The organism is Streptomyces sp. NBC_00459, assembly GCF_036013955.1.
Taxonomy (GTDB): Bacteria; Actinomycetota; Actinomycetes; order Streptomycetales; family Streptomycetaceae; genus Streptomyces.
The window spans coordinates 6,109,596-6,129,949 of sequence record NZ_CP107903.1 but is presented as its reverse complement, the minus strand read 5'-3'; the positions used below and the strand labels follow the sequence as shown (position 1 = coordinate 6,129,949).

General features: G+C 70.5%; 15 protein-coding genes and 1 pseudogene. 7 read left to right on the top strand and 9 right to left on the bottom strand.

All coding sequences use genetic code 11. The features are described from left to right. Positions 1–49: 49 nt before the first annotated feature. Together OHN74_RS27115 and OHN74_RS27110 are read left to right on the top strand one after the other, a co-directional pair. The gene (locus tag OHN74_RS27115) at positions 50–1,582 is read left to right on the top strand and encodes a PspC domain-containing protein (RefSeq protein WP_327697192.1); all 1,533 of its coding nucleotides are present in this window, start codon (positions 50–52) and stop codon (positions 1,580–1,582) included. Then, entirely contained in the window at positions 1,569–1,868 is a 300-nt protein-coding gene (locus OHN74_RS27110) for a hypothetical protein (protein ID WP_327697191.1), read from the top strand. The genes OHN74_RS27115 and OHN74_RS27110 overlap by 14 nt, the downstream gene beginning before the upstream one ends. A 66-nt stretch (positions 1,869–1,934) precedes the next feature. Here OHN74_RS27110 and OHN74_RS27105 read toward each other — a convergent pair whose 3' ends face one another. Continuing rightward, positions 1,935–2,465 (bottom strand): DoxX family membrane protein, encoded by a 531-nt coding sequence (locus OHN74_RS27105; protein ID WP_327697190.1) that lies wholly within the window; start codon positions 2,463–2,465, stop codon positions 1,935–1,937. Between the two features lie 358 nt (positions 2,466–2,823). Next, positions 2,824–4,101, bottom strand: coding sequence for a hypothetical protein (locus OHN74_RS27100; protein WP_327697189.1), 1,278 nt, complete (start codon positions 4,099–4,101; stop codon positions 2,824–2,826). A gap of 254 nt (positions 4,102–4,355) precedes the next feature. Here OHN74_RS27100 and OHN74_RS27095 point away from each other — a divergent pair, with 254 nt between their 5' ends. Continuing rightward, entirely contained in the window at positions 4,356–5,237 is an 882-nt protein-coding gene (locus OHN74_RS27095) for a DUF4429 domain-containing protein (protein WP_327697188.1), read from the top strand. Positions 5,238–5,347: 110 nt separating this feature from the next. Here OHN74_RS27095 and OHN74_RS27090 read toward each other — a convergent pair whose 3' ends face one another. Then, on the bottom strand, positions 5,348–6,142 hold the full coding sequence (locus OHN74_RS27090; protein ID WP_327697187.1) for a class II aldolase/adducin family protein: 795 nt from the start codon (positions 6,140–6,142) through the stop codon (positions 5,348–5,350). Positions 6,143–6,339: 197 nt separating this feature from the next. On the opposite strand from OHN74_RS27090, the gene OHN74_RS27085 reads away from it, so the two are divergent. Next, positions 6,340–6,807, top strand: a complete 468-nt coding sequence (locus tag OHN74_RS27085; protein WP_327697186.1) for a pyridoxamine 5'-phosphate oxidase family protein — start codon at positions 6,340–6,342, stop codon at positions 6,805–6,807. Between the two features lie 18 nt (positions 6,808–6,825). Here the strand turns inward: OHN74_RS27085 and guaA are convergent, their stop codons facing one another. Beyond that, positions 6,826–8,397, bottom strand: a complete 1,572-nt coding sequence (gene guaA / locus OHN74_RS27080) for a glutamine-hydrolyzing GMP synthase (RefSeq protein ID WP_327697185.1) — start codon at positions 8,395–8,397, stop codon at positions 6,826–6,828. A gap of 465 nt (positions 8,398–8,862) precedes the next feature. Between guaA and OHN74_RS27075 the strand changes: the two are divergent. Further along, positions 8,863–9,140, top strand: a pseudogene (locus tag OHN74_RS27075) (chorismate mutase). Between the two features lie 536 nt (positions 9,141–9,676). Here OHN74_RS27075 and OHN74_RS27070 read toward each other — a convergent pair. Continuing rightward, positions 9,677–10,840: a hypothetical protein gene (locus OHN74_RS27070; protein ID WP_443060455.1), complete on the bottom strand. Its 1,164-nt coding sequence runs from the start codon at positions 10,838–10,840 to the stop codon at positions 9,677–9,679. A 220-nt stretch (positions 10,841–11,060) separates the two neighbouring features. Between OHN74_RS27070 and OHN74_RS27065 the strand changes: the two genes are divergently transcribed. Beyond that, positions 11,061–12,074 carry an LAETG motif-containing sortase-dependent surface protein gene (locus OHN74_RS27065; RefSeq protein ID WP_327697183.1) on the top strand — a complete coding sequence of 338 codons (1,014 nt, stop codon included), beginning with the start codon at positions 11,061–11,063 and terminating at the stop codon, positions 12,072–12,074. 112 nt (positions 12,075–12,186) lie between these two features. Here the strand turns inward: OHN74_RS27065 and OHN74_RS27060 are convergent, their stop codons facing one another. The 4 genes from OHN74_RS27060 to OHN74_RS27045 all read right to left on the bottom strand — a co-directional run bounded on the left by OHN74_RS27060 (position 12,187) and on the right by OHN74_RS27045 (position 19,155). Next, a complete protein-coding gene (locus OHN74_RS27060; RefSeq protein WP_327697182.1) occupies positions 12,187–13,998 on the bottom strand; it encodes a GMC family oxidoreductase in 1,812 nt (603 codons plus the stop codon). Positions 13,999–14,044: 46 nt separating this feature from the next. Continuing rightward, positions 14,045–15,676 (bottom strand): succinic semialdehyde dehydrogenase, encoded by a 1,632-nt coding sequence (locus OHN74_RS27055; RefSeq protein WP_327697181.1) that lies wholly within the window; start codon positions 15,674–15,676, stop codon positions 14,045–14,047. 213 nt (positions 15,677–15,889) lie between these two features. Further along, positions 15,890–17,665 carry a serine/threonine-protein kinase gene (locus tag OHN74_RS27050; RefSeq protein WP_327697180.1) on the bottom strand — a complete coding sequence of 592 codons (1,776 nt, stop codon included), beginning with the start codon at positions 17,663–17,665 and terminating at the stop codon, positions 15,890–15,892. After that, on the bottom strand, positions 17,662–19,155 hold the full coding sequence (locus OHN74_RS27045; protein WP_443060454.1) for a diacylglycerol/lipid kinase family protein: 1,494 nt from the start codon (positions 19,153–19,155) through the stop codon (positions 17,662–17,664). Before OHN74_RS27045 ends, OHN74_RS27050 begins: the two co-directional genes overlap by 4 nt. A gap of 219 nt (positions 19,156–19,374) precedes the next feature. Here OHN74_RS27045 and OHN74_RS27040 point away from each other — a divergent pair, with 219 nt between their 5' ends. Further along, complete coding sequence (locus OHN74_RS27040; RefSeq protein WP_327697179.1) at positions 19,375–20,316, top strand: hypothetical protein; 942 nt, start codon at positions 19,375–19,377, stop codon at positions 20,314–20,316. The last annotated feature ends 38 nt before the right edge of the window (positions 20,317–20,354 follow it).

Here is a 20,354-nt window from a genome sequence, read left to right as displayed (position 1 = left end):
AGGGTCATTCCGACTGCCGCCGGGCCGTCCCAAGCGCCACCATGGACGCATGACAGATCACGCACACGCCGCGACGGGTCCGGGACCCGGCTCCGGCCCGCACCCCCCGCCGGGCGCCGGGCCGCAGGATGCCGCACCCGCCGCGGCAGCCCAGCCCACGGAGAAAGGGGAACCGCGCGCGCCCGAGCACCCGAGCACGGGCACACGAGCGGATAGGGATACGGATTCGGGCGGGGGCGCGGGAGCGGGAGCGCACACGAGTTCCCACCCGTCCGTGGCAGCCGCCGCGGCTGCCACGGCCGACGAGCAGTTGCCGGCCAGGTTCCGACGCGACCGTCGGCAGAAGATGCTGGGCGGGGTGTGCGCGGGGCTCGGGCGCACGTGCGACATGGACCCGGTGATCTTCCGGATCACCCTCGCGGTGCTTTCCGCCACCGGCGGCATCGGCCTCATCTTCTACGGCTTCGCCTGGCTGTTCGTGCCGTACGACGACGACGAGGAGAACGAGGTCCGCAAACTGCTCACCGGCCGTGTGGACGGCCAGGCGCTGGCGGCCGTGCTCTTCGCTCTCGTCGGCTGCGGTGTGTTCCTGACCATGCTGAAGAACGGCGGGGTTCTCTCCTTCGCCGTCATACTGTCCATCCTCCTCGCGGGCGCCGGCTACTGGTCGCGCAACCGCGGCGCCCCCGACCCCGACCCACTGGCCGCCCAAGCCGTCGCCGACGCCCCACCGGAGGCCCAGGCGCCCCCGGTCCCGTCTGCCTACCCCTCCTGGTGGCGCGACCCCATCGTCAAGGACGGTACCCACGTCGGCGGTACGGGCTATCTGTGGGGCCCCCACGACACACGCGACCGGGACATCTCGGCGGCCGTCAACATCACCCACGGCAACTACGGCGGCCGAGGTCCGGACATACGGGCAGCCTGGCCCCGCCAACCGAAACCACGCGGCCCACGCTGGATCGGCGGCTGGATCCTCCTGCTCGCCCTCCTCGCCGGTTTCCTCGGCACCGCCGCGAAATGGGACGAGGAGGCACTCGCCACCAGCTTGCAGACCGGCCTGGCCTGCGCCCTCATCGTGTTCGGCCTCGGCATCGCGGTCAGCGCGTTCCTCGGCCGTACCGGAGCGGGATCGATCTTCCTGGCGATCATCACGGCGGGGCTGCTGGCAGGCTCGGCCGCACTGCCCAAGGACGTCAGCACCCACTGGGCGCGCACGCAATGGACGCCGACGGCGGTGGCAGACGTACTACCGAGGTACGACGTCGGTACGGGCGTCGCCACGCTGGACCTGACCGGGCTGCGCCTCGCCAAGGGGCAGACGGTGACGACGGCGGTCGAGGTGGGTGTGGGCCGGATCGAGGTGATCGTGCCGAAGGGTGTGACGGTGAAGGCGGACATCGAGGTGGGCATAGGTGACATCCAGTTGCCCGGCGACGACAAACAGGACGTGGACGTGGCACCGGGAAAGCACAAGCAGGTCACCCTGTCGCCGACAAGCGGCGGCGCCGGCGCCGGCACGGTCGACCTCGACCTCGGAGTCGGCCTGGGACAGGCGGAGGTGACCCGTGCTACGTCATGAGTTCCAACCCGGAAAGCTGATCGCCGGCCTCTTCGTCACCATCGCCGGCGTCACCTACGTGGGCGACGCGGGTGACGCCTGGGAGACGCCGTGGTTCGCCGTGATCCCGCTGCTGGTGCTCGGCCTGACCCTGGCGGGCGCGGTGGCCCTTCTGACAGGGGCGGTACGCCGCCGCACAAGGGCTCGCCGCGCGGCAGCACCCGTCGGCAACCCACCGGACGGAAGACCGAGGAGGGAGAGCAAGGAGACGGCAGACCCGTCAAGGCCACCGGAGATACCGAACTGACCGGCCCACCGTCTGCTGCCGCGCCCGTCATCGGCACGCTCACGCGTACCGATTCCCGACCACCTGCTACCGATACCCCCCGGACCGCTGCCGCCGCCGCGCCCGCAGGGCGGCGTCCACTGAGAAAACGGACGCGCCTGCGAGGACCAGGGGGAGCCAGGCCATCAGGTAGGGGAGATCGTTGCCGTAGTAGTACGGATCAGATGCCCAGCTCACGGTCAGCCAGAGGCTGAGCGAGATCAGCGCGCCGCCGACCGCCGCCAGCCGGGCCAGCAGCCCCAGCAGTGTGCCGATACCGACGGCCAGCTCACCGAAGGCGATGGCGTAGCCGAAGCCCGAAGGGTTCTTGAGGGCGAGGTCCACCAGGGCCGGGATCGCGGAGGAGTCACGGACCGTGCGCATCAGATCACCGACGGAGCCTGATCCGGAGCCGGCGAAGAAGGAGCTGTCGGTGAGTTTGTCCAGGCCGGCGTAGATGAAGGTGACGCCGAGGAAGACGCGCAGGGGCAGCAGGGCGTAACGAGTGGCGGTGTCCCGCCAGTCCCGGTCGCCGTCCAGATAAGGAGAGTGCGTGTCCGTTCGAGTGCTGTGAGCCATCGGCCTTAGCCGCCTCTCGCCTGCCAACGTTGACCCCTCAACAGACGATACGCACGACAACGTGACCTCGCTCACCTCCAGCACGGCATTTTTCCCGCTTGCATCTGGGAACCAGCGGTGGCCGAGCAAGCCTGGAGGTCCGAGCCCCGTACTGCCGCAGTCGTCGTACCACGGCAGGGGACGTGTCGGGAGGTGTCCGCCCGCAGTGGTCGGCAGTCGACACCCGCGTGCTGGTGACCGACGGTTCACGCCAGCCCAGGGGACCGATACCCCCGGCGCGGCACCGACCTCACACGGCGGCGCGGCGTGCGACGCACACCCCACCGCCGGAGACCGACGCAGGACCCCGAACCGCCACTCAGTCCGTCACATCGATCACACACCGGTTCGTCTCCACGCCCGCCGCGGTCACCACCTGCACCTCCACCCGACCGGGCTCCACATCCGCCGGGACGGGCACCGTCAGTACCTCGTCGCGGGGGTTGCTGAAGCCGCCGGGTACCGGGACCAGGGGGACGTGGACATGGACCGGGCCGATGCGGACGACCATGCGGGACAGCCGGTCGGCGGTGCCCGCGCCCGGGGGCACGAAGCCGGCACCGCGGATCTCGATGTCGTCGCCGGTGCGGATCGGGCCGTCCAGGTCGCCCGCCTCCCGGGACCGGACGACGGACAGGATCACCGGCCGGCCGCCCTCCGAGTACTTGCCGGCCACATAGGTCGCCGCGGACACCAGCACCACCACCGCCAGACCCCAGGGCAGATCCGGCAGTTGATCCGGACGCCGGGCCAGCCGTACGACCGCGAAGAGGAGAGCGACCGTGCCGATCATCACGTACTGGATGTCCGCGAAGGTGCCGCGGCCCGCGTCGTCCGTCAGGAGGTCGGCCGCGCGAGGGCGGTCCGCGCGTACCTTCTGCAGGCGTTGGCCGAGGACGCGCAGGCCGACCACCCTGCGTACGAGCACCGCGATGGCGCACACCACCGCGAGGACGGTCACGACGCCCGCGCCCCGGGCGAGGTCGAGGCCGGCGATCAGCGCGTCGCGCTCCTCGTGGCCGGAGGCCGCCGCCAGCCGGCCCACCAGCACGAGTACGGCGTACGCCAGGAACAGCACCCAGCTCGCCGCCACCACGCGGGAGGTCGACAGGCGGTTGTCCTCGCCGATCAGGGGGGCGAGCGCCCCGCCCCGCGCCCGGTGGAACCAGGACGCGGCGGTCAGCGCACCGCCGACGAGCACGGCGGCCAGCAGTCCGGCCGTCCGGGCGGCGGTCCAGCCCGCCCCGATCGCGGTGAGCGCCTGCACGAGCAGCAGTACGCCGATCAGCGCCCACACGGTGAACGCGGTACGGCGCCACAGCCGGGCGAGCCACACCTCGCCCTCGGCCCGGCCGCGCTCGGCGACGACCGCCGCGGACTGGGTCAGCTCGTCCGAGACCCACTGGCGGGAGGCCGAGGCCGAATGGGCCACAGCGGCCGGCAGTCCCTGCCCGGCCGCGAAGCCGTCCCGCATGAGCAGGAACTCGGCGACCGCACGCCGATGTCCGGCGCGTGCTCCGTGCGGGCAGTCCCCGCAGGTGCAGCCGCCCCCGTGTTCCCCGGGCAGCACACCTTGTCTCGCCTCCTGCACCGCCACGCCCGACGCCCGCCTTCCCCACACCCGACACGACACATCACGAACCAGGACATCAACACACCGGGAAACCCACCGGAACAAACCGGGGCACACCAGGACTTCGGGAGCCCGAAACCTGGCTCGCGCAACTCCCCCACGACGAGAGCGAATTGTGCCCTACCTAACACCCGTCGTGTTACGGCAGGTCGGCCCGGCAGCGGAAAAGGCGAGTGAAACCACGACCCCCGTGTTGACCCGGCTGCGAGAATTCGCGTATGGCCGAGATCATCCAGCGCGACGGGACCTGGGTCTTCGACGGCAGCACGGTCAGGATCACGCCGGGGCTCCACCGTTCCGTGCCGCTGTTCCGGCAGACGTACGGCGAGGTCGCCGTACCCCTGGAGGCCGTCTCGGGCGTCGTCTACGAGCCCGAACGCAAGCGCGGGCGGCTGCGACTCCGGCTCCGCGAGGGCGCCGACCCGCTGCTCCAGGCGACCGGCGGACGGCTGCCGGACGCCGCCGACCCGTACCGGCTGGTCGTGGACATCGACCGGTCCGGAGTCGCCGAGTACGTCGCCGAGGAGATCCGGCACGCCCTGCTCCTCGACCAGGTCGCCGAGGAACCGGCAAAGGCGTATCTGCTCCCGGGCCCGCCCGTGCCGGTGTCGGTGCGGTCGAGCGACGGCCTGGTGTCGTTCGACGGTACGCAGGTCCGTATCGACTGGGCCGACACCTCCGACCGGGTCAAGCGGGCCACCGGCCCCCGCATCATCTCCGTCCACGATCTCGTCCAGGTCGACTGGCTGCCCAACTCCGGCTACCAGGACGGCTTCATGCGCTTCGTGACCCGCGAGACGGTGTTCTCCAAGCTGCCGCCCGAGAAGGACCCCTTCGCACTCGACCTGTGGGGCAGCATCCGCCGCGATCTGCTCACGGCACTCGTGGCGACCGCGGTCACCGCCCGTCTGCCGCACCCCTCCACCCGAGCGGTCGACCATGTGGAGCGGCCCCGGCTCGCCTCCGCGATCCCGCCCCGGTCCGACCATCACGACGTACTCCTGCGCAGGCTCCGGGAGTTGGGCGAGCTGCACCGCGAGGGCGTGCTCACGGACGAGGAGTTCGCGACCACCAAGGCCGCCGTCCTACGGGGTTTCTGACCCGGCCGGTGTCTCTGACCCACTCGGGTTTCCGGCCCGCTCGGGTCTCCGGCCTACCTGAGCTTTCCGGCCCGCCCGGGGTGCCAGTTCTTTCTCTCCCCCCAGAACCGCTAGTTCAGCAGATCCGGCTCGCTCATGCTGATGTCCCGCCACAGGGGCTGGTAGTTGATCCACGCGACCAGGTCGCCGCCGAGTTGTTCCCGCGTCGAGACCGCCAGCTTGTGGTCGATCAGGATGGGTCGGCCCGCCGCGCGCGCCGTCAGCTGGACCTGGCTCGACCGCTCCATCGACATGAACCACCAGGCGGCCGCATCGACCGAGTCCCCCACTGTGAGCAGTCCGTGGTTGCGCAGCACGAGGGCCTTGCGGGAGCCCAGCGCGGACGCGATCCGCCGGCCCTCGTCGGCGTCCACGGCGACGCCCGTGTAGGCGTCGTACAGCGCGTGGTCCTCGTAGAAGGCGCAGCTCTCCTGGGTGATCGGGTCGAGGAGGTCGCCGAGGGCGGAGAGGGCGCGGCCGTGCACCGAGTGGCAGTGGGCCACGGCGACGACGTCCGGGCGGGCGGCGTGCACCTGGGCGTGCACGGTGAAGGCCGCCTGGTTGATGTGATAGCGGCCCTCGATGACCTGGCCGTCCTGGTTGGCCATGACGAGGTCGCTCACGGTGACCTGCTTGAAGGGAATCCCGAACGGGTTCACCCAGAAGCAGTTGCTGTACTCGGGGTCGCGCGCCGTGATGTGCCCCGAGACACCGTCCTCGAAGCCGAACCGTCCGAACAGCCTGATCGCTCCGGCCAGCCGTTCCTTGCGGTGCCTGCGCTCGTCGTCGAGCGACTCGTACATCGGGGGCATCGCGAACTGCAGCTGGTCGGTGGGCAAGGGCAGGGGCGGAGTGGGCCCGTGCATAGGTCCTCCAGCACTGGGTTCCTTTACGGAGCGGAAGTTACCGTCGGTCCGCGCAGGAGAACAGGGATGTTTGCGAAGAGATGAAACAGATACCTGGGCCAGGGACCCGAGACACCGACAGGATGCCGACGAGAGGGAGCAAGAAGGCGGCGAATACACGTCAGAGGATGTCGGGTATCCGCGTCAGACTCGGTTCCATGAACTGGGCAGTATTCACCACCACGGAACCCGACCTGGCCACAACCGTCGAAGAGCGCTTCCGCGCCTTCACGCACCACACCCTCGCCACCCTCCGCAAGGACGGCTCCCCGCGCACCTCCGGCCTCGAAGTCCGTTTCCTGCACGGCGAGTTGTGGCTCGCCATGATGCCGGACTCGCTGAAGGCACTGGACCTGCGCCGCGACCCCCGCTTCGCCCTCCAGGCGAACCCGGGCCCGGGGACGGACATGGGCGGCGGCGATGTGCGGATCGGCGGCCGGGCGTACGAGGTCGAGGACCCGGCCGCCAAGGCCGCGTACGCGGAGGAGGTGGAACCGCCGGAGCCGTTCCACCTCTTCCGTACCGAGCTGACGGAGGTCGTGCGGACGTACGTCGAGGACGAGAAGTACCTGGTCGCGCAGGTCTGGCAGCCAGGAGAGCCGGTGCGGACTCTCAGGCGGACGTGACCCGCACGGCCGACGGGACTACTCCCACTCGATGGTGCCCGGCGGCTTGCTCGTCACGTCCAGGACGACGCGGTTGACGTCCGCGACCTCGTTGGTGATGCGCGTGGAGATCTTCGCCAGGACCTCGTACGGGAGGCGGGACCAGTCGGCGGTCATCGCGTCCTCGGAGGAGACCGGGCGCAGGACGATCGGGTGGCCGTACGTCCGGCCGTCGCCCTGGACGCCGACGCTGCGCACGTCCGCGAGGAGGACCACCGGGCACTGCCAGATGTCGCGGTCGAGGCCGGCGGCGGTCAGTTCCTCGCGGGCGATGGCGTCGGCCTCGCGGAGCAGGTCGAGGCGGTCCTTGGTGACCTCGCCGACGATCCGGATGCCGAGGCCGGGTCCGGGGAACGGCTGGCGCTGGACGATCTCCTCCGGCAGGCCCAGTTCCTGGCCGACCATCCGGACCTCGTCCTTGAAGAGCTTGCGCAGCGGCTCGACCAGCTCGAACTCGAGGTCCTCGGGCAGCCCGCCCACGTTGTGGTGGGACTTGATGTTGGCGGTGCCGGTGCCGCCACCGGACTCGACCACATCGGGGTAGAGGGTGCCCTGCACCAGGAAGGCGACCTCGGGACCCTCGTCCGCGATGATCTCGGCCTGTGCCTGTTCGAAGACGCGGATGAACTCGCGCCCGATGATCTTCCGCTTCTCCTCGGGGTCGGAGACCCCGGCGAGCGCGGTCAGGAAGCGTTCCTCGGCGTCGACGACCTTCAGCGTGACGCCGGTCGAGGCGACGAAGTCCTTCTCGACCTGTTCGGTCTCACCCTTGCGCATCAGGCCGTGGTCGACGTAGACGCAGGTCAGCTGGGAGCCGATGGCCTTCTGTACGAGGGCTGCGGCGACCGCCGAGTCCACGCCGCCGGAGAGGCCGCAGACGGCGCGCTTGTCGCCGACCTGCTCGCGGATCAGCGCCACCTGCTCGTCGATGACGTTGCCGGTGGTCCAGGAGGGGGTCAGGCCCGCGCCCCGGTAGAGGAAGTGTTCGAGAACCTGCTGGCCGTGCGTGGAGTGCATGACCTCGGGGTGGTACTGGACCCCGTACAGCTTCTTCTCGTCGTCCTCGAAGGCGGCGACCGGGACGACGTCCGTGGACGCCGTGACCGAGAAGCCCTCGGGGGCTGCGGAGCAGGCGTCGCCGTGGGACATCCACACCGACTGGTCCGCCGGGGTGCCCTCGAAGAGGGTGGAGGACGGCTTGGTGACGGCGAGTTGCGTACGGCCGTACTCGCGGGCTCCGGTGTTGTCGACCGTGCCGCCGAGGGTGGTCGCCATCAGCTGGAAGCCGTAGCACATGCCGAAGACGGGGACGCCGGCCTCGAAGAGGGCGCGGTCGACGGTGGGGGCACCCTCCGCGTACACGGAGGAGGGGCCGCCGGAGAGGATGATCGCCGCCGGGTTCTTGGCGAGCATCTCCTCGACCGGCATGGTGCTCGGCACGATCTCGCTGTAGACCCGGGCCTCGCGGACTCGGCGGGCGATGAGCTGGGCGTACTGCGCACCGAAGTCGACGACCAGGACGGTGTCGGGGGCGGGGGTCGCTGCTGACACGGGGGCCTTCCGGCGGTTGGGCGGGGGTCTGTGCGGGCGATTCTACCGGGGTGGTCGTTGGACACCGCGCCGTCCACTGGGGGCTGCCGCCCCCCAGACCCCCGCTTCGGCCGGAACGGCCTCGTCCTCAAGCGGCGGACGGGCCGGAGTTGCCTGGACCGGCACTGAACGGCCTCTGTCGGCGAAAGGCCGCCACCCGGGCAGAGCCACCACCCCGCAGAAGCCGGCACCCCGGAAGACCGCGTCTTGGAAAGGCTCCCGCCCCCGTGCATACTTGCCCCATGCTCACGCACCCGACCTTCCTCTTTACCTATGGCAACCGGCCCACCGGCTGCCATGGTCGTGCTGCTTGAGCAACTGACAAGCGACTTCCCAGGCGCCCCGGGCCGACAAGGCCCGGGGCGCCTGCCGTTTCCGGGTCTTGCCGATCCGGGGCACACCGCCCCGTCCGACAAGGAGCCCCGCATGACCACCACCGACGCCACCCACACCGCCGCCGACGCCGCCGAAGTGATCGCCGGCGCACGTGATCGCATCGACGCCCTCGACGACCGGATCATCGGTCTCGTCCAGGAACGCATGGCCGTGTCCGCCGTGATCCAGGAGACCCGGATCACCTCCGGCGGGCGGCGTGTGAACCTGTCCCGTGAGCTGGGGTTCTCAGCCACTACCGGGACGCGCTGGGCAGGCCGGGCACCTCCCTCGCGATGACGTTGCTGGAGCTGTGCCGGGGCCGGATCTGAGACGTGCTCCGGGGTCGTATCTGAGTTCGGGCGCCGTCTCACCCGTCCGGCGCGTGACCGCCGTACGCACTCTTCGTTGGTACCGGTGTCCGTGCCAGCCAGGGGCGGGCCCGCACGAACCACGCGTGGCTCCAGGGTTGTGACCGGACGGCAGGGGACAGCAGCCCGGTCACCCCCGAGAACGGTCGGCTCCGGGGACGCCCGGGGTCGACCGGCAAAGCACAAGGGCCAAAAAGTACAAGCCCGGGTCAAAAGGTTGCGTACACGACGACCTTCCAGCACGATGCAAGGACCACCCCAAGTCCCTTGTCAGGCAAGCGGATCACCCCGCGACCCCTGACCGCCATTGGTCCAGACCAGGCGTGCGCCCCCCGTACGCCGGGGCGCCGACCGTGGGTACAGACCAACAACGCGGCGCAACCCCCCGGCGCCGCTTCCCCCAGGCACCGGCGCTGCCCTGACGCCGGTGCTGACGGAGAAGGGCCCCGCGGCTCCGCCCCGCGGGGCCCTTTGCCATGCCGCCCGGTGCACGGGACTCATGAACGCGTGGCGGTCCCGCACTTCCCGTCGCCCACGTCGTCGGCCCCTTCACCGCTGCGGTCGTAGGGGTCGATGGTGGGACCGGTGGGGTTGGCACCCGTCGTGGCCGTGTCCGAGTCGAAGTGCGGGTGGAAATAGCCGTCGAACACGTCGCAGTCCGAGTTGCCGAACGTGCTGTCGTAGCGCGCGACGCTGAGCTTCCCCGGAGTGACCTGGTACTTGGCCGGGTCGTAGAGCTCGATGTCGAGAACCCGGCGCACGATGGTGCGGGCCACCTCGGTCGCGCCCGCGTCCGCGTGCACCAGCGGGTAGACGAAGGTGTAGTCGGCGTGCACGACGACGGTGTCCTTCTTGCCCGCCTCGAACGTCATTCGTCCGCGGGTCTTGATCACGTTGCCCGTCAGGCGTACCTCGGCGGGGTCGAACCGGCTGAACATCCACAGCGGATCATGCTTCTCGTCCGGTTTGCGCAGAGAGGTGTTCAGCTCGCCGAGCAGATCCTTCTGGGTGGGGTCGAGGGCCTTGAGCGCGGCTTCGGGGCGTTGGCCGCGCAGGGTGGCACGGTCGAGGTTCGCATCGACCAGGAACTGCTTGCTCTGCCGCAGCACCCGTTCCACCTGGGCCTTCGAGAAGGAGCCCACGGCCTTGGCCGGTGGCAGGACGATCCCGGCCGCGCCGTCCGAGTACCGCTCGGCGGGTGATCCCGCGAACGGCCTGGCGAGGGTCGGTACATCCGGGTCCACCGCCGACGGCGGCGCGGACGGCGCGACCGTCTCCTGGGGCAGCGGCGAGGCATCGGAGGTTCCGCCCGACCCGGCGGAGCCGAAGGGGTCGCCTGGGAGCAAAGACGGTTTCATGGCCACCACGGCCACAGCGATCGCCAGTGGTACGCCGATCAGCGCCCACCGGCGTCGTCGCCTGGCCGCCCGGCCGTCCATCTCCTGCCACGCAGGGCCGGTGCGCCAGCCCGCGGGCTGTTCGCCGCGAGCCTCCTGCCGGCGCAGCCGTTCGGTGACCATGCGCGCCCGCGCGGACGGTTCCTTCGGCGCGGAGGAACGGATGTCCCGCTCGGTGTCGCGGGTGAACTGCTCCCATATGTCGTCGGGGACCGACGGCTCGGGCTCTTCGGACGGCTTGCCGCCGGACTGATTATCAGACACGAGGGATAGTTCTAGGCGATCCGAAAGCGGATCCACAACAAGCCCCCACCCAAAACCCGAGGGGCACACCACATGTGACCCAGCACACATAAATTTTGTGTGAGTGAAGAGCAACCATCCACAGCTGCCGCATGTCACACGTTCAGAACCAGGGGTCACGCCCGTGCCCCGCACCTGGATGTCCCGAGATCTCGAGGTCTTCATGAAGCTTCGCCGTGTCATGGCCGCAGCAGCGGCGACAGCTGTCATAGCCCCGCTGACTCTGCTGTCCGCGCCCGCCGCGTTCGCCGAAGAGTCACCCTCGGCCTCCCCGGTCGAGACGGCCGTCACCGGGACTCCCTCGCAGACCCCGAGCGACACCGTGTCGGCGACGCCCTCCGACACCGGCCTGCCGTCCGACGCACCGTCGACCAGCACCTCGCCGAGCGCGAGCACGAGTGACTCCGCCTCGCCCTCCACGTCCGCCTCCCCGTCGGTCTCCGCCTCCCCCTCGGTCTCCGCCGAGCCGAGCGAGACGCCGACGGACCCGGACGTCCCGTTCTGCGAGGACCTCGACGAGGACTACAGCGACGCCAAGGTGTCGGCCGACATCAAGGGCCTGCCGGGCAAGATCGTCGCGGGCGACGGGTTCCACGCCTTCAAGCTGATCGTCACCAACGACTCGAAGGCCGACATCGAGGGCGTCGCCTTCTACGCCGAGATCGAGAACTACGAGTTCGACGAGGCGAAGTTCCTCAGCCCGTACGTCGACCTGGAGTTCAAGAACCCGGAGACCGGCGACTGGGACCGGATCGGCAACGACGACTGGGCCGGCGACTACTTCTTCTACGTCGACAAGCTGAAGGCCGAGGCGAGCAAGTCCGTCGACCTGCGCGTCAGCATCGACAAGCAGGCCCCCGCGGGCGACGCCTACTCCTTCGGCTCCGGCGCCTACATCGACAACGTCGACGGCCAGGACTGCATCGCCGAGGGCTGGGCCCAGTACGACTTCGAGGTCCTCAAGGCCGGCTCCTCGAACCCCGACCCGGGTACGGCCACGCCGGGCGACAGCGGCTCCAAGGACCCGGTCCACAAGCCCCAGGGCAGCGTCTCCGACCTGCCGAGCGGCAACCTCGCCAACACCGGCTCCAGTTCGGCCCTGCCGATGATCGGCCTGGTCGGCGGTGTCGCCGTCGTCGCCGGTGCGGGTGCGGTGTTCGCGATGCGCCGCCGGAAGGCGGGCACGGAGGCGTAAGCCTCCGCCAAGAACAAGAGAAGGACCTGCGCTCGGAGGGGGGCGCGGGTCCTTCTCTTTGTTCCACCCTCTTTGCGCTCCCCCCTTTACGCCCTTGCTTCACTCGCGCCCTTCACTCGCGCTCTTTGCTCGCGGGCCTTACCGTCGGCATCCCCAGGAACGGCAGTCGCAGCGCGCCGAACGCCTCCGCCGGGACCACCGGCGCCTTCGGCTCGACCGGCTGCAGACGCTCGTACGCGGCGCCCTGGGCCGGACGCGGGTCCGCCTCGCCGTTGTTCGGCCAGTACGACATCGCGCGTTCGGCCTGGGCGGTGATCGTGAGGGACGGGTTGACGCCCAGGTTCGCGGAGACCGCGGCGCCGTCGACCACCGAGATGCCCGGGTGGCCGTACAGGCGGTGGTACGGGTCGATCACTCCCGTCTGCCGCGAGTCGCCGATCGGACAGCCGCCCAGGAAGTGGGCGGTCAGCGGCATGCCCATCAGTTCGCCCACGTTGCTGCCGGCGAAGCCGTTGATCTCGGCGGCGATGGCCGACGCGCTCTCCGTCGCCGCCCTGATCTGCTTGGGGTTGGGGGAGCCGTGGCCCTGACGGGCCGTCAAGAGACCTTTGCCCGCGCCCTTCGGCTTCAGATACGTGGTCAGGGAGTTGTCCAGGGACTGCATCACCAGGCCGATGATGGTCCGCTCCGACCAGTGGCGGTTGGAGATCGAGCGGAGGACGAGGAGAGGGTGGCGGGCCGCGTTCGTCAGCCAGCCCAGGGCCCTCGACGACCCTTCCGCGTACGGGACTTGGAGGATCGACAGGCCGCCCATCGAGTTCGAGCCCTTGCCGTAGCGGACGGGTTCGATGTGGGTGTTCTCGTCCGGATGGATCGAGGACGTGATGGCAACTCCGCGCGTGAAGTCGACCTTCGCCTCGCCGGTCGCCCTGCGGTAACGGCGGTTGTCGGTCTGGGCGCCGACCAGCGCCTCCGAGTTGGTACGGGTCAGCTCGCCCAACCGGTCCGAGAGGTACGGGAGTTGGCCGCCCGCCTTCATCCGGTGGAGGAGGGTCTGGGTGCCGTAGGTGCCGGCCGCCAGGACCACGCGCCGGGCTGTGTACGTACGGCCCGCGCCCTTCCTCTTCGCGTCCGTCGGGAGCGTGGCGACCGCGTGGCCGCCGCGTGAGTCGTCCGTGACGGACACCACCGTCGTCAGGGGGTGGACGACCGCGCCCGCCTTCTCGGCCAGGTAGAGGTAGTTCTCGTTGAGGGTGTTCTTCGCGCCGTGGCGGCAGCCCGTCATGCACTCACCGCACTCGGTGCACGCCTTGCGGGCGGGCCCGGCGCCGCCGAAGTAGGGGTCCGGGGCCTGCTCCCCCGGCGCCGCCTTCACCGCCCCCTCCGCATCCTCACCGTCGCCGAAGAACACGCCGACCGGCGCCATGTGGAAGGTGTCGCCGACGCCCATCCGCTCGGCCGCCGCCTTCAGATGGACGTCGGACGGGGTCATCGTCGGGTTGAGCCGTACGCCGAGCATGCGCCGGGCCTGGTCGTAGTACGGGCGGAGCTCCTCCTGCCAGTCCGTGATGTCACGCCACTGGGGGTCCTCGAAGAACGGCTTCGGCGGTACGTAGAGGGTGTTGGCGTAGTTCAGCGAACCGCCGCCGACACCCGCGCCCGCCAACACCATCACGTTGCCCAGCAGATGGATGCGCTGGATGCCGTACATACCGAGCCTCGGCGCCCAGAGGTAGTTCTTGAGGTCCCAGGAGTTCCTGGGGAGCGTGTCGCGCGTGAAGCGGCGGCCCGCCTCCAGTACGCCGACCCGGTATCCCTTCTCGGTCAGCCGCAGGGCGGTGACGGAGCCGCCGAAGCCGGAGCCGACGACGATGACGTCGTAGTCATAGGCGTGGTCGTCGTCGTGATCGCTGTCGTACGACACTTGCTCTCCTCGTTGAGAACAGAACCTGTCCGGCGCGGCCGCGGTGCTAACGCAGCCTCAGTGCCTTCATCACCTTGAGGCTCCTGCTCATGAACTCCGCGTACTTCTCGTCGTCCATGCCCAGGGCCGGGGCCAGCGGCAGCAGGCGCTGCTGCGCGATCGTCTGGGCCTCGGTGTACTTGAGGATGCCCTCGGATCCGTGGCGGCGTCCGAGGCCGGATTCCTTCATGCCGCCCATGGGCGACTGGACGCTGCCGTACGCGGCCGCGTAGCCCTCGTTGACGTTGACCGTGCCGCAGCGCACGCGGGCCGCGACGGCGCGGCCACGGGCGGCGCTCTTCGTCCAGACCGAGGCGTTCAGGCCGTACGGCGTGGAGTTGGCGAGGGTCACCGCCTCGTCGTCCGTCTTGAAGCGGTAGATCGCGACGACCGGGCCGAAGGTCTCCTCCGAGCAGACGGCCATCGGGGTCTCGACGCCGTCGAGGATGGTCGGCTCGTAGAAGTACGGGCCGATGTCCGGGCGGGCCGTGCCGCCCGCGAGGACCTTCGCGCCCTTCGCGACCGCCTCGTCGACGTGCTTCGTGACCGTCTCCAGCTGGCGTTCGCCGACCAGCGAGCCCATGTCGGCGCCGTACGCCAGGGACTTGCCGAGCCGCATCGCCTTCGTACGGGCCGCGAAGCGCTCGACGAACGCGTCCGCGATCGACTCGTGGACGTACAACCGCTCGATGGAGATGCAGAGTTGGCCGGCGGAGGAGAAGCAGGCCCGGACCGCGCCCGCCGCCGCCTTCTCGATGTCGGCGTCCTCCAGGACCAGCATGGCGTTCTTGCCGCCGAGTTCGAGCGACACCCCGACCAGACGCGCGGCGGCGCCCTGCGCGACCTCACGGCCGGTCCGGGTGGAGCCGGTGAAGGAGACGTAGTCGGCGTGCCTGACGACCTCGGGGCCGATGACGGGGCCCTCGCCGAGGACGACCTGGAAGACATCGGCGGGCAGGCCCGCCTCGATGAGCAGGTCCCGGGCCCACAGGGCCGTCAGGCAGGTCTCCGTGTCCGGCTTCATCACGACGGCGTTGCCCGCGACGAAGGCCGGGATCGCGTCGCCGACCGACAGCTCCAGCGGGTAGTTCCAGGGGGCGATCTGGCCGACCACCCCGCGCGGGTGGCGCAGTTCGGTGACCTTGGTGAGGGTGGGCATCGCGCCCGCGTGCCGCTTCGGCTTCAGGTACTTGGGGGCCATGCGGCCGTAGTGGCGGGCGGCCACGGCGACGGCCTGGACCTCCTCGTGGGCGTGCAGGCGGGCCTTGCCGGTCTCCAGCTGGATGAGATCGAGGACCTCTGCCTGGCGGGCCAGCACCAGATCGTGGAAGCGGAGCAGCACGGCCGCGCGCTGCCGTACCGGGGTCTGCTCCCAGACGGCCTGGGCGACGCGGGCCCGCTCGTACGCCTTCTCCACGTCCTCGGGGGTGGACTCGGGCAGGTCGGCCAGCTTCTCGCCGGTGAACGGGGTGTGGTTGGCGGTGCGACCTGAGCCGACGACACCCTTGGTGAGCTGGGCGACCAGCTCGGGGGTGACCACGTCGGCGGCGGTGCGGGCGCCTGTGGGCGCGGGTGCCAGGGGGTTCGTACCGGTGGGGGCGTCGGTGCCGGGTTTTACCGGGGCCTGCGAGTCCGTCATGAGCCGCAGGGTATGACGGCTCGGAGGCTTTGGGTACCCATGGGTAACCCGGATTCACCGAGTACGCACAAGGTCCCGACCCTCAGCGGCATGCCGCCAGTGACCACTGGCAACGAATCCGCTGATCAGCGCGTTGTGCATCGCGCGGCCACCCCGATACGGCCGCGGACAGCGGGTTGCGTCACTTTTTCTCGGCCGGGAGCCGACCGGGAGTCAGTTCCTGTCGATTTCGAGCCGGTCGCGCGCCCCCTTGAAGACGTCCATCCCCCGCTTCTCGTCCGCGGTCCCCTTGGGCATGTCGACGCGCAGCTCGTACAGCCTGGCGTCGTCGGTCAGGATCTCCACCTGCATGACCCGGACGAGCCTGCCCTCGGTCTCGTACGCGGTGTCGGCCTGGACGGCCTCGTAGCCGCCGACGGTCGTGTCGGTGTAGCTGGTGGTCGACTCGCCGTATCCCGACCAGATGTCGGCGGCCTCCTTCGCCTGGCCCAGGGGCGAGCGGGGTGCCTTGTCCCACAGGGTGAGGCGGACCTGGATGGTCTCGTCGTTGTCGTAGATCGCCATCCTGGGCTGGTCGGCGGCGTCGCCCTGCTGGTGGAAACGGACGTACTGGCGGGGCAGGGCGAGGACCGCCTTCAGGTCCTTCTCGTCGTGGGCCAGCCAGTTGTCGAGGGTGGGGACAACCTCCGTGGGTGCGGCGCTCGGGGTGCCGCGCGGCTCCTCCACCGCGGCCGTCGCGTCCTCGCCGCTGGTCTCGACGAGCGACCCCTCGAACAGCATGCCCGCGGCCACGAGCACGACGGCACCGGCCAGGACCGCGAGGACCAGGCGCCGACGGCGGCGACGCGGCGGCTTGCCGGCGGGCAGCGGGACGGCGCGGGTTTCGGGCGAGGGCTTGGGCACGGAGGCCCCGGGTACCGACGTGCCGGGTACGGCCGTATCGGACCCGGAAACCGAGGCGGAAACGGAGGCGGAAACCGAGCCGGACGCGGACTTGGGTGTCCCGCCCTCGCCCTTCAGCCGTACCGTCCCCGCGTCGCCTGCGAACTCCCTTGCCCCGGACGGTTCCTGAGCCTTCGTCAACTCACCGTGCTCCGACGGCATCGGCAGCGGCCGTCCCTTGGCGACCGCCTCCAGAGCCGCGGTGACCTCGTCGGCGTCGGGACGGTCCGCGGGGTCCTTCGCCAGCATCCGTACGAGCAACGGGCCGAGAGGGCCCGCCTGTTGGGTCTTGACCGGTTCGGCGGCGAGAATCGCGGCGAGCGTGGACTCCAGCGTCGTACGGCGGAAGGGGGACCAGCCCTCGACGGCCGCGTACAGGAGCACGCCGAGCGACCACAGGTCGGAGGGCGGTCCGGCGCCCCGGCCGGACATCCGCTCGGGTGCGATGAACTCCAGGGAGCCGACGAACTCCCCGCTCATCGTGAGGGATTCCTCGCCCATGATGTGCGCGATGCCGAAGTCGGTGAGGACGACCCGGCCGTGCTGCCCGAGCAGCACATTGGCGGGTTTCACGTCCCGGTGGACGATCCCGACGGAGTGCGCGGCGCGCAGCGCGCCGACCACCGCGAGGCCGATGCGCGCGGACTCGGCGGGCTCGATGGCGCCGCGCTGGAGCACCTCGTGCAGGGACTCGCCGCGCACCAACTCCATGACGATCCAGGGGAGTCCGTCCTCGACGACGACATCGTGGACGGAGACGGCCGAGGGATGGTCGACGCGCGCGGCGGCCCGTACCTCCCGGTGGAGACGGTGGGCGATCCGCTGGTGGGCGGCGTCCTGCGGGTCCCCGGGCAGCCTCGGCTGCTTGACGGCGACCTCGCGTTCGACGAGTTCGTCCCGGGCCCGCCACACGGTGCCCATGCCGCCGGAGCCGATGCGTTCGGTCAGCCGGTACCGGCCACCGACCAGCCGCCCCTCGCCGCCCCTGCTTCCCCCGTTCCGGTTCCCCCCGTCCTCATGCGCGCCGACGTCCCCGCTGTTGCTCATGTCCCATCCCTACCCTGCGGGCCCGACGCTTGTCGACGCCGGTTCAGGGCGTCCGTCGTACGGCGGGGCAGCGCCGTACGTCCGACCGTCGCCGCCAGTTTGCGCAGCCGCCGCCAGTCCATGGGGGGCGTCGGAGCGGGCACACCGGGCCGGTTCCGGGGGACACGGACGCGCAGGGCGCCCGGTTCGACACGGCAGCGGACGGGGGTGGGCAGGACGAGGGCCTCGCCGTCGAGGCCGACCTCGATCTCGGGCAGGTCTGCGTCGATGACGACCTCGTGGGCGGTGACGACGGTCATGCCGGTGGCGTACCGGCCGAGCAGCAGTTCGGCGGCCTGGGCCGCGTCCTCGACCTTGATGCCGAGCACGCCGAGGACACCGGCGTCCAGGCGTTCGCGGCGGCCGAGGCCGACGAGGTCGTCCATGCGGTACCGGTTGTTGCTGACCAGGACTGCCTGCGGCGCGTGGATGACCGTCTCCCCCGGCTGCGTCCGCCCGTACGGATACGCCCGGGCGGTCAGTGTCGGGCCGCGCTCGAAGGTGAGCAGCTCGGGCAGCAGCCCCAGGGTGGTGCCGACCTTGTCGCCACGGTAGGCGGGGCTCTGCACGATCGACGCGTACGCACCGAAGGAGGCGTTGTTGACGAAGGGGCGGCTGCCCGCCGTACCGCCGTCGTCCGAGCCGCCGGTGCCGCTGTCGAGGAAGCCCAGGTCCACCTTCAGCTCCACCCCGCCCGCGGCCGTGAGGGCGTCGAGGCAGGCGGCGGGGTCGTCGCGGTCGAGGCCGAGGTCCATGGCGAAGTGGTTGCGCGTACCGGCGGACACGACCAGGAAGGGCAGGCCGTGTTCGGCGGCGACGCCCGCGACGAGGGCCTGGGTGCCGTCGCCGCCGGCCACGCCGAGGAGATCCGCACCCGCCGCGACCGCCTCCCGGGCCAGGGCGACGACATCCTCGGGCTCGGGTTTGGCGGGGTCGATCAGGTGGACGCGGGCGCCGAGCCGCTCCGCCTTCTCACGCAGCCTGAAACGCTCGACCTTTCCGTCGCCGGAGCGCGGGTTCATGAGGAGGAAGGGCCGCAGGGGCGCGGGCGACTCGTACTCGAGGACCGGCAGGACATGGGATCTGGTGCTGCTCAGCGCGAACTTTCCGGCCCAGACGGCGGCGACCCAGAGGGCGAGGGAGGCGAGGGCCGGCCCCAGCAGGTTGGCGGCGGCGAAGAGGGCGACGACGGCGATGGGGGTGGCGACGGCGAGCAGCGCCCCCACGCCCCGCACGAGGCCGCGGCGGGCGAGCGCCCACCACAGTCCGGAGGCCGTGAGCACGGCCCCGCCCACGCCGACCACCGCGAGCAGCAGGCTGCCCATGCCCGCGTATCCGATCGGCAGCAGCACCGCCAGCCCGGCGGCTCCGAGCGCACCGCGCGCCGCCCAGCGCTGCCGGGCGTGCGCGCGCCCGAACAGCTCGTTGCCCACGCCGGTACCCATGTCCATGCCGACGTTTTAGCAGAGTTCGCATTCAGCCTGCTCACAGGCGGAACAAAGCGGGATTCAAGGGTGACCCGGCTCACCCCGTTGAGCAGGATGATCACGGCCCTCTTACCTTGAAGACACGATCAGGTCACGGTATCTTCACGAGCCAGTCGCCACCCGTGACCGATAACGGCGCACGCATTCGCACTTCACATTTCGCACTGTTTGGAGAACGTGACGATGACCGTGCCCGAAACGAATTCTCTGAGACAGCACGAAACAGAGATACGTCATCACGTCTCGCGAGCCGAACTGCGGGGCACCTGGGTGCGGTTGGCCGGGCACGCGTATCTGCGCCGGGTGGAGACGCACGACGTCACCACCGAACTCGTCCTGCGCGAGCGGGAGTCGGGAACGGAGTACCGGCTGCCCGTCACCCACACCGCGTCCCCGTGCCTCGGCGCCGAGGAGGACGAGGGGCAGTACTCGTACGAGAGGGCCGGGTTCGAGGCCGCCTTCGACATCGACTCCGTCGCCGACGGATCGCCCCTCGACGACGGCCTGTGGGACATCTCCCTGGCCGTCGGCGCCCAGGGGCTCACGCGCGAGGTGCGCATAGGCAGCAGCCGGGCCGACCGGCTGCCGGGCCGTCCCGACGTACGGATCACGGAGACCGTTCGCGGCCGGCGGGCCGTCACCCTCTACACCACCGTCCCGTACGGCAACTACACGCTCGACCTCGGTGAGCGGAAGCACCCGGTGCTCAAGCGGATCGCCTTCGGGGACGTCCGCTGGCACGCGGGGCGGCCCACCGAACTGCTGATCACCGGCCGCTGCACGCTCGGCGCGTGCCCGCGTGGGGCGCTGACCGTGCACCTGCGCAACGAGGACGAAGCCGGTGCCACGGCGGTCTTCACCGCCGTACGGCCCCCGCACGGCGAGCAGTTCACCGTTCACGTGCCCGTCGCCGAACTGGGTCCGGGCGTGTGGAGCGGTGAACTCCGGCTCGGGGAAAGGGTGTTGCCTTTGCCGCAGCTACCGAAGCGGCTGGGTGCGGCCAAGTGGTGGCGCCGGAGCGGGCTCTGGTACGCCAAGGCGGTTTCCCGGCCCGGCGGCGGATTCGCCCTGCGGGTGGGCAGGACCGGGAAAAGGGGACTTGTCAGGGCGGCTGTCCGTCTCTGAAATCGCCGCCTCGTCGCTTTCCCGCGGCTTTCCGCCGC

Excerpts from the sequence above, each read along its gene's own strand:
- OHN74_RS27115 (WP_327697192.1), top strand. The coding sequence starts at position 50 with ATGACAGATCACGCACACGCCGCGACGGGTCCGGGACCCGGCTCCGGC.
- OHN74_RS27105 (WP_327697190.1), bottom strand. The coding sequence starts at position 2,465 with ATGGCTCACAGCACTCGAACGGACACGCACTCTCCTTATCTGGACGGC.
- OHN74_RS27095 (WP_327697188.1), top strand. The coding sequence starts at position 4,356 with ATGGCCGAGATCATCCAGCGCGACGGGACCTGGGTCTTCGACGGCAGC.
- OHN74_RS27090 (WP_327697187.1), bottom strand. The coding sequence starts at position 6,142 with ATGCACGGGCCCACTCCGCCCCTGCCCTTGCCCACCGACCAGCTGCAG.
- OHN74_RS27085 (WP_327697186.1), top strand. The coding sequence starts at position 6,340 with ATGAACTGGGCAGTATTCACCACCACGGAACCCGACCTGGCCACAACC.
- OHN74_RS27065 (WP_327697183.1), top strand. The coding sequence starts at position 11,061 with ATGGCCGCAGCAGCGGCGACAGCTGTCATAGCCCCGCTGACTCTGCTG.
- OHN74_RS27055 (WP_327697181.1), bottom strand. The coding sequence starts at position 15,676 with ATGACGGACTCGCAGGCCCCGGTAAAACCCGGCACCGACGCCCCCACC.
- OHN74_RS27050 (WP_327697180.1), bottom strand. The coding sequence starts at position 17,665 with ATGAGCAACAGCGGGGACGTCGGCGCGCATGAGGACGGGGGGAACCGG.
- OHN74_RS27045 (WP_443060454.1), bottom strand. The coding sequence starts at position 19,155 with ATGGACATGGGTACCGGCGTGGGCAACGAGCTGTTCGGGCGCGCGCAC.
- OHN74_RS27040 (WP_327697179.1), top strand. The coding sequence starts at position 19,375 with ATGACCGTGCCCGAAACGAATTCTCTGAGACAGCACGAAACAGAGATA.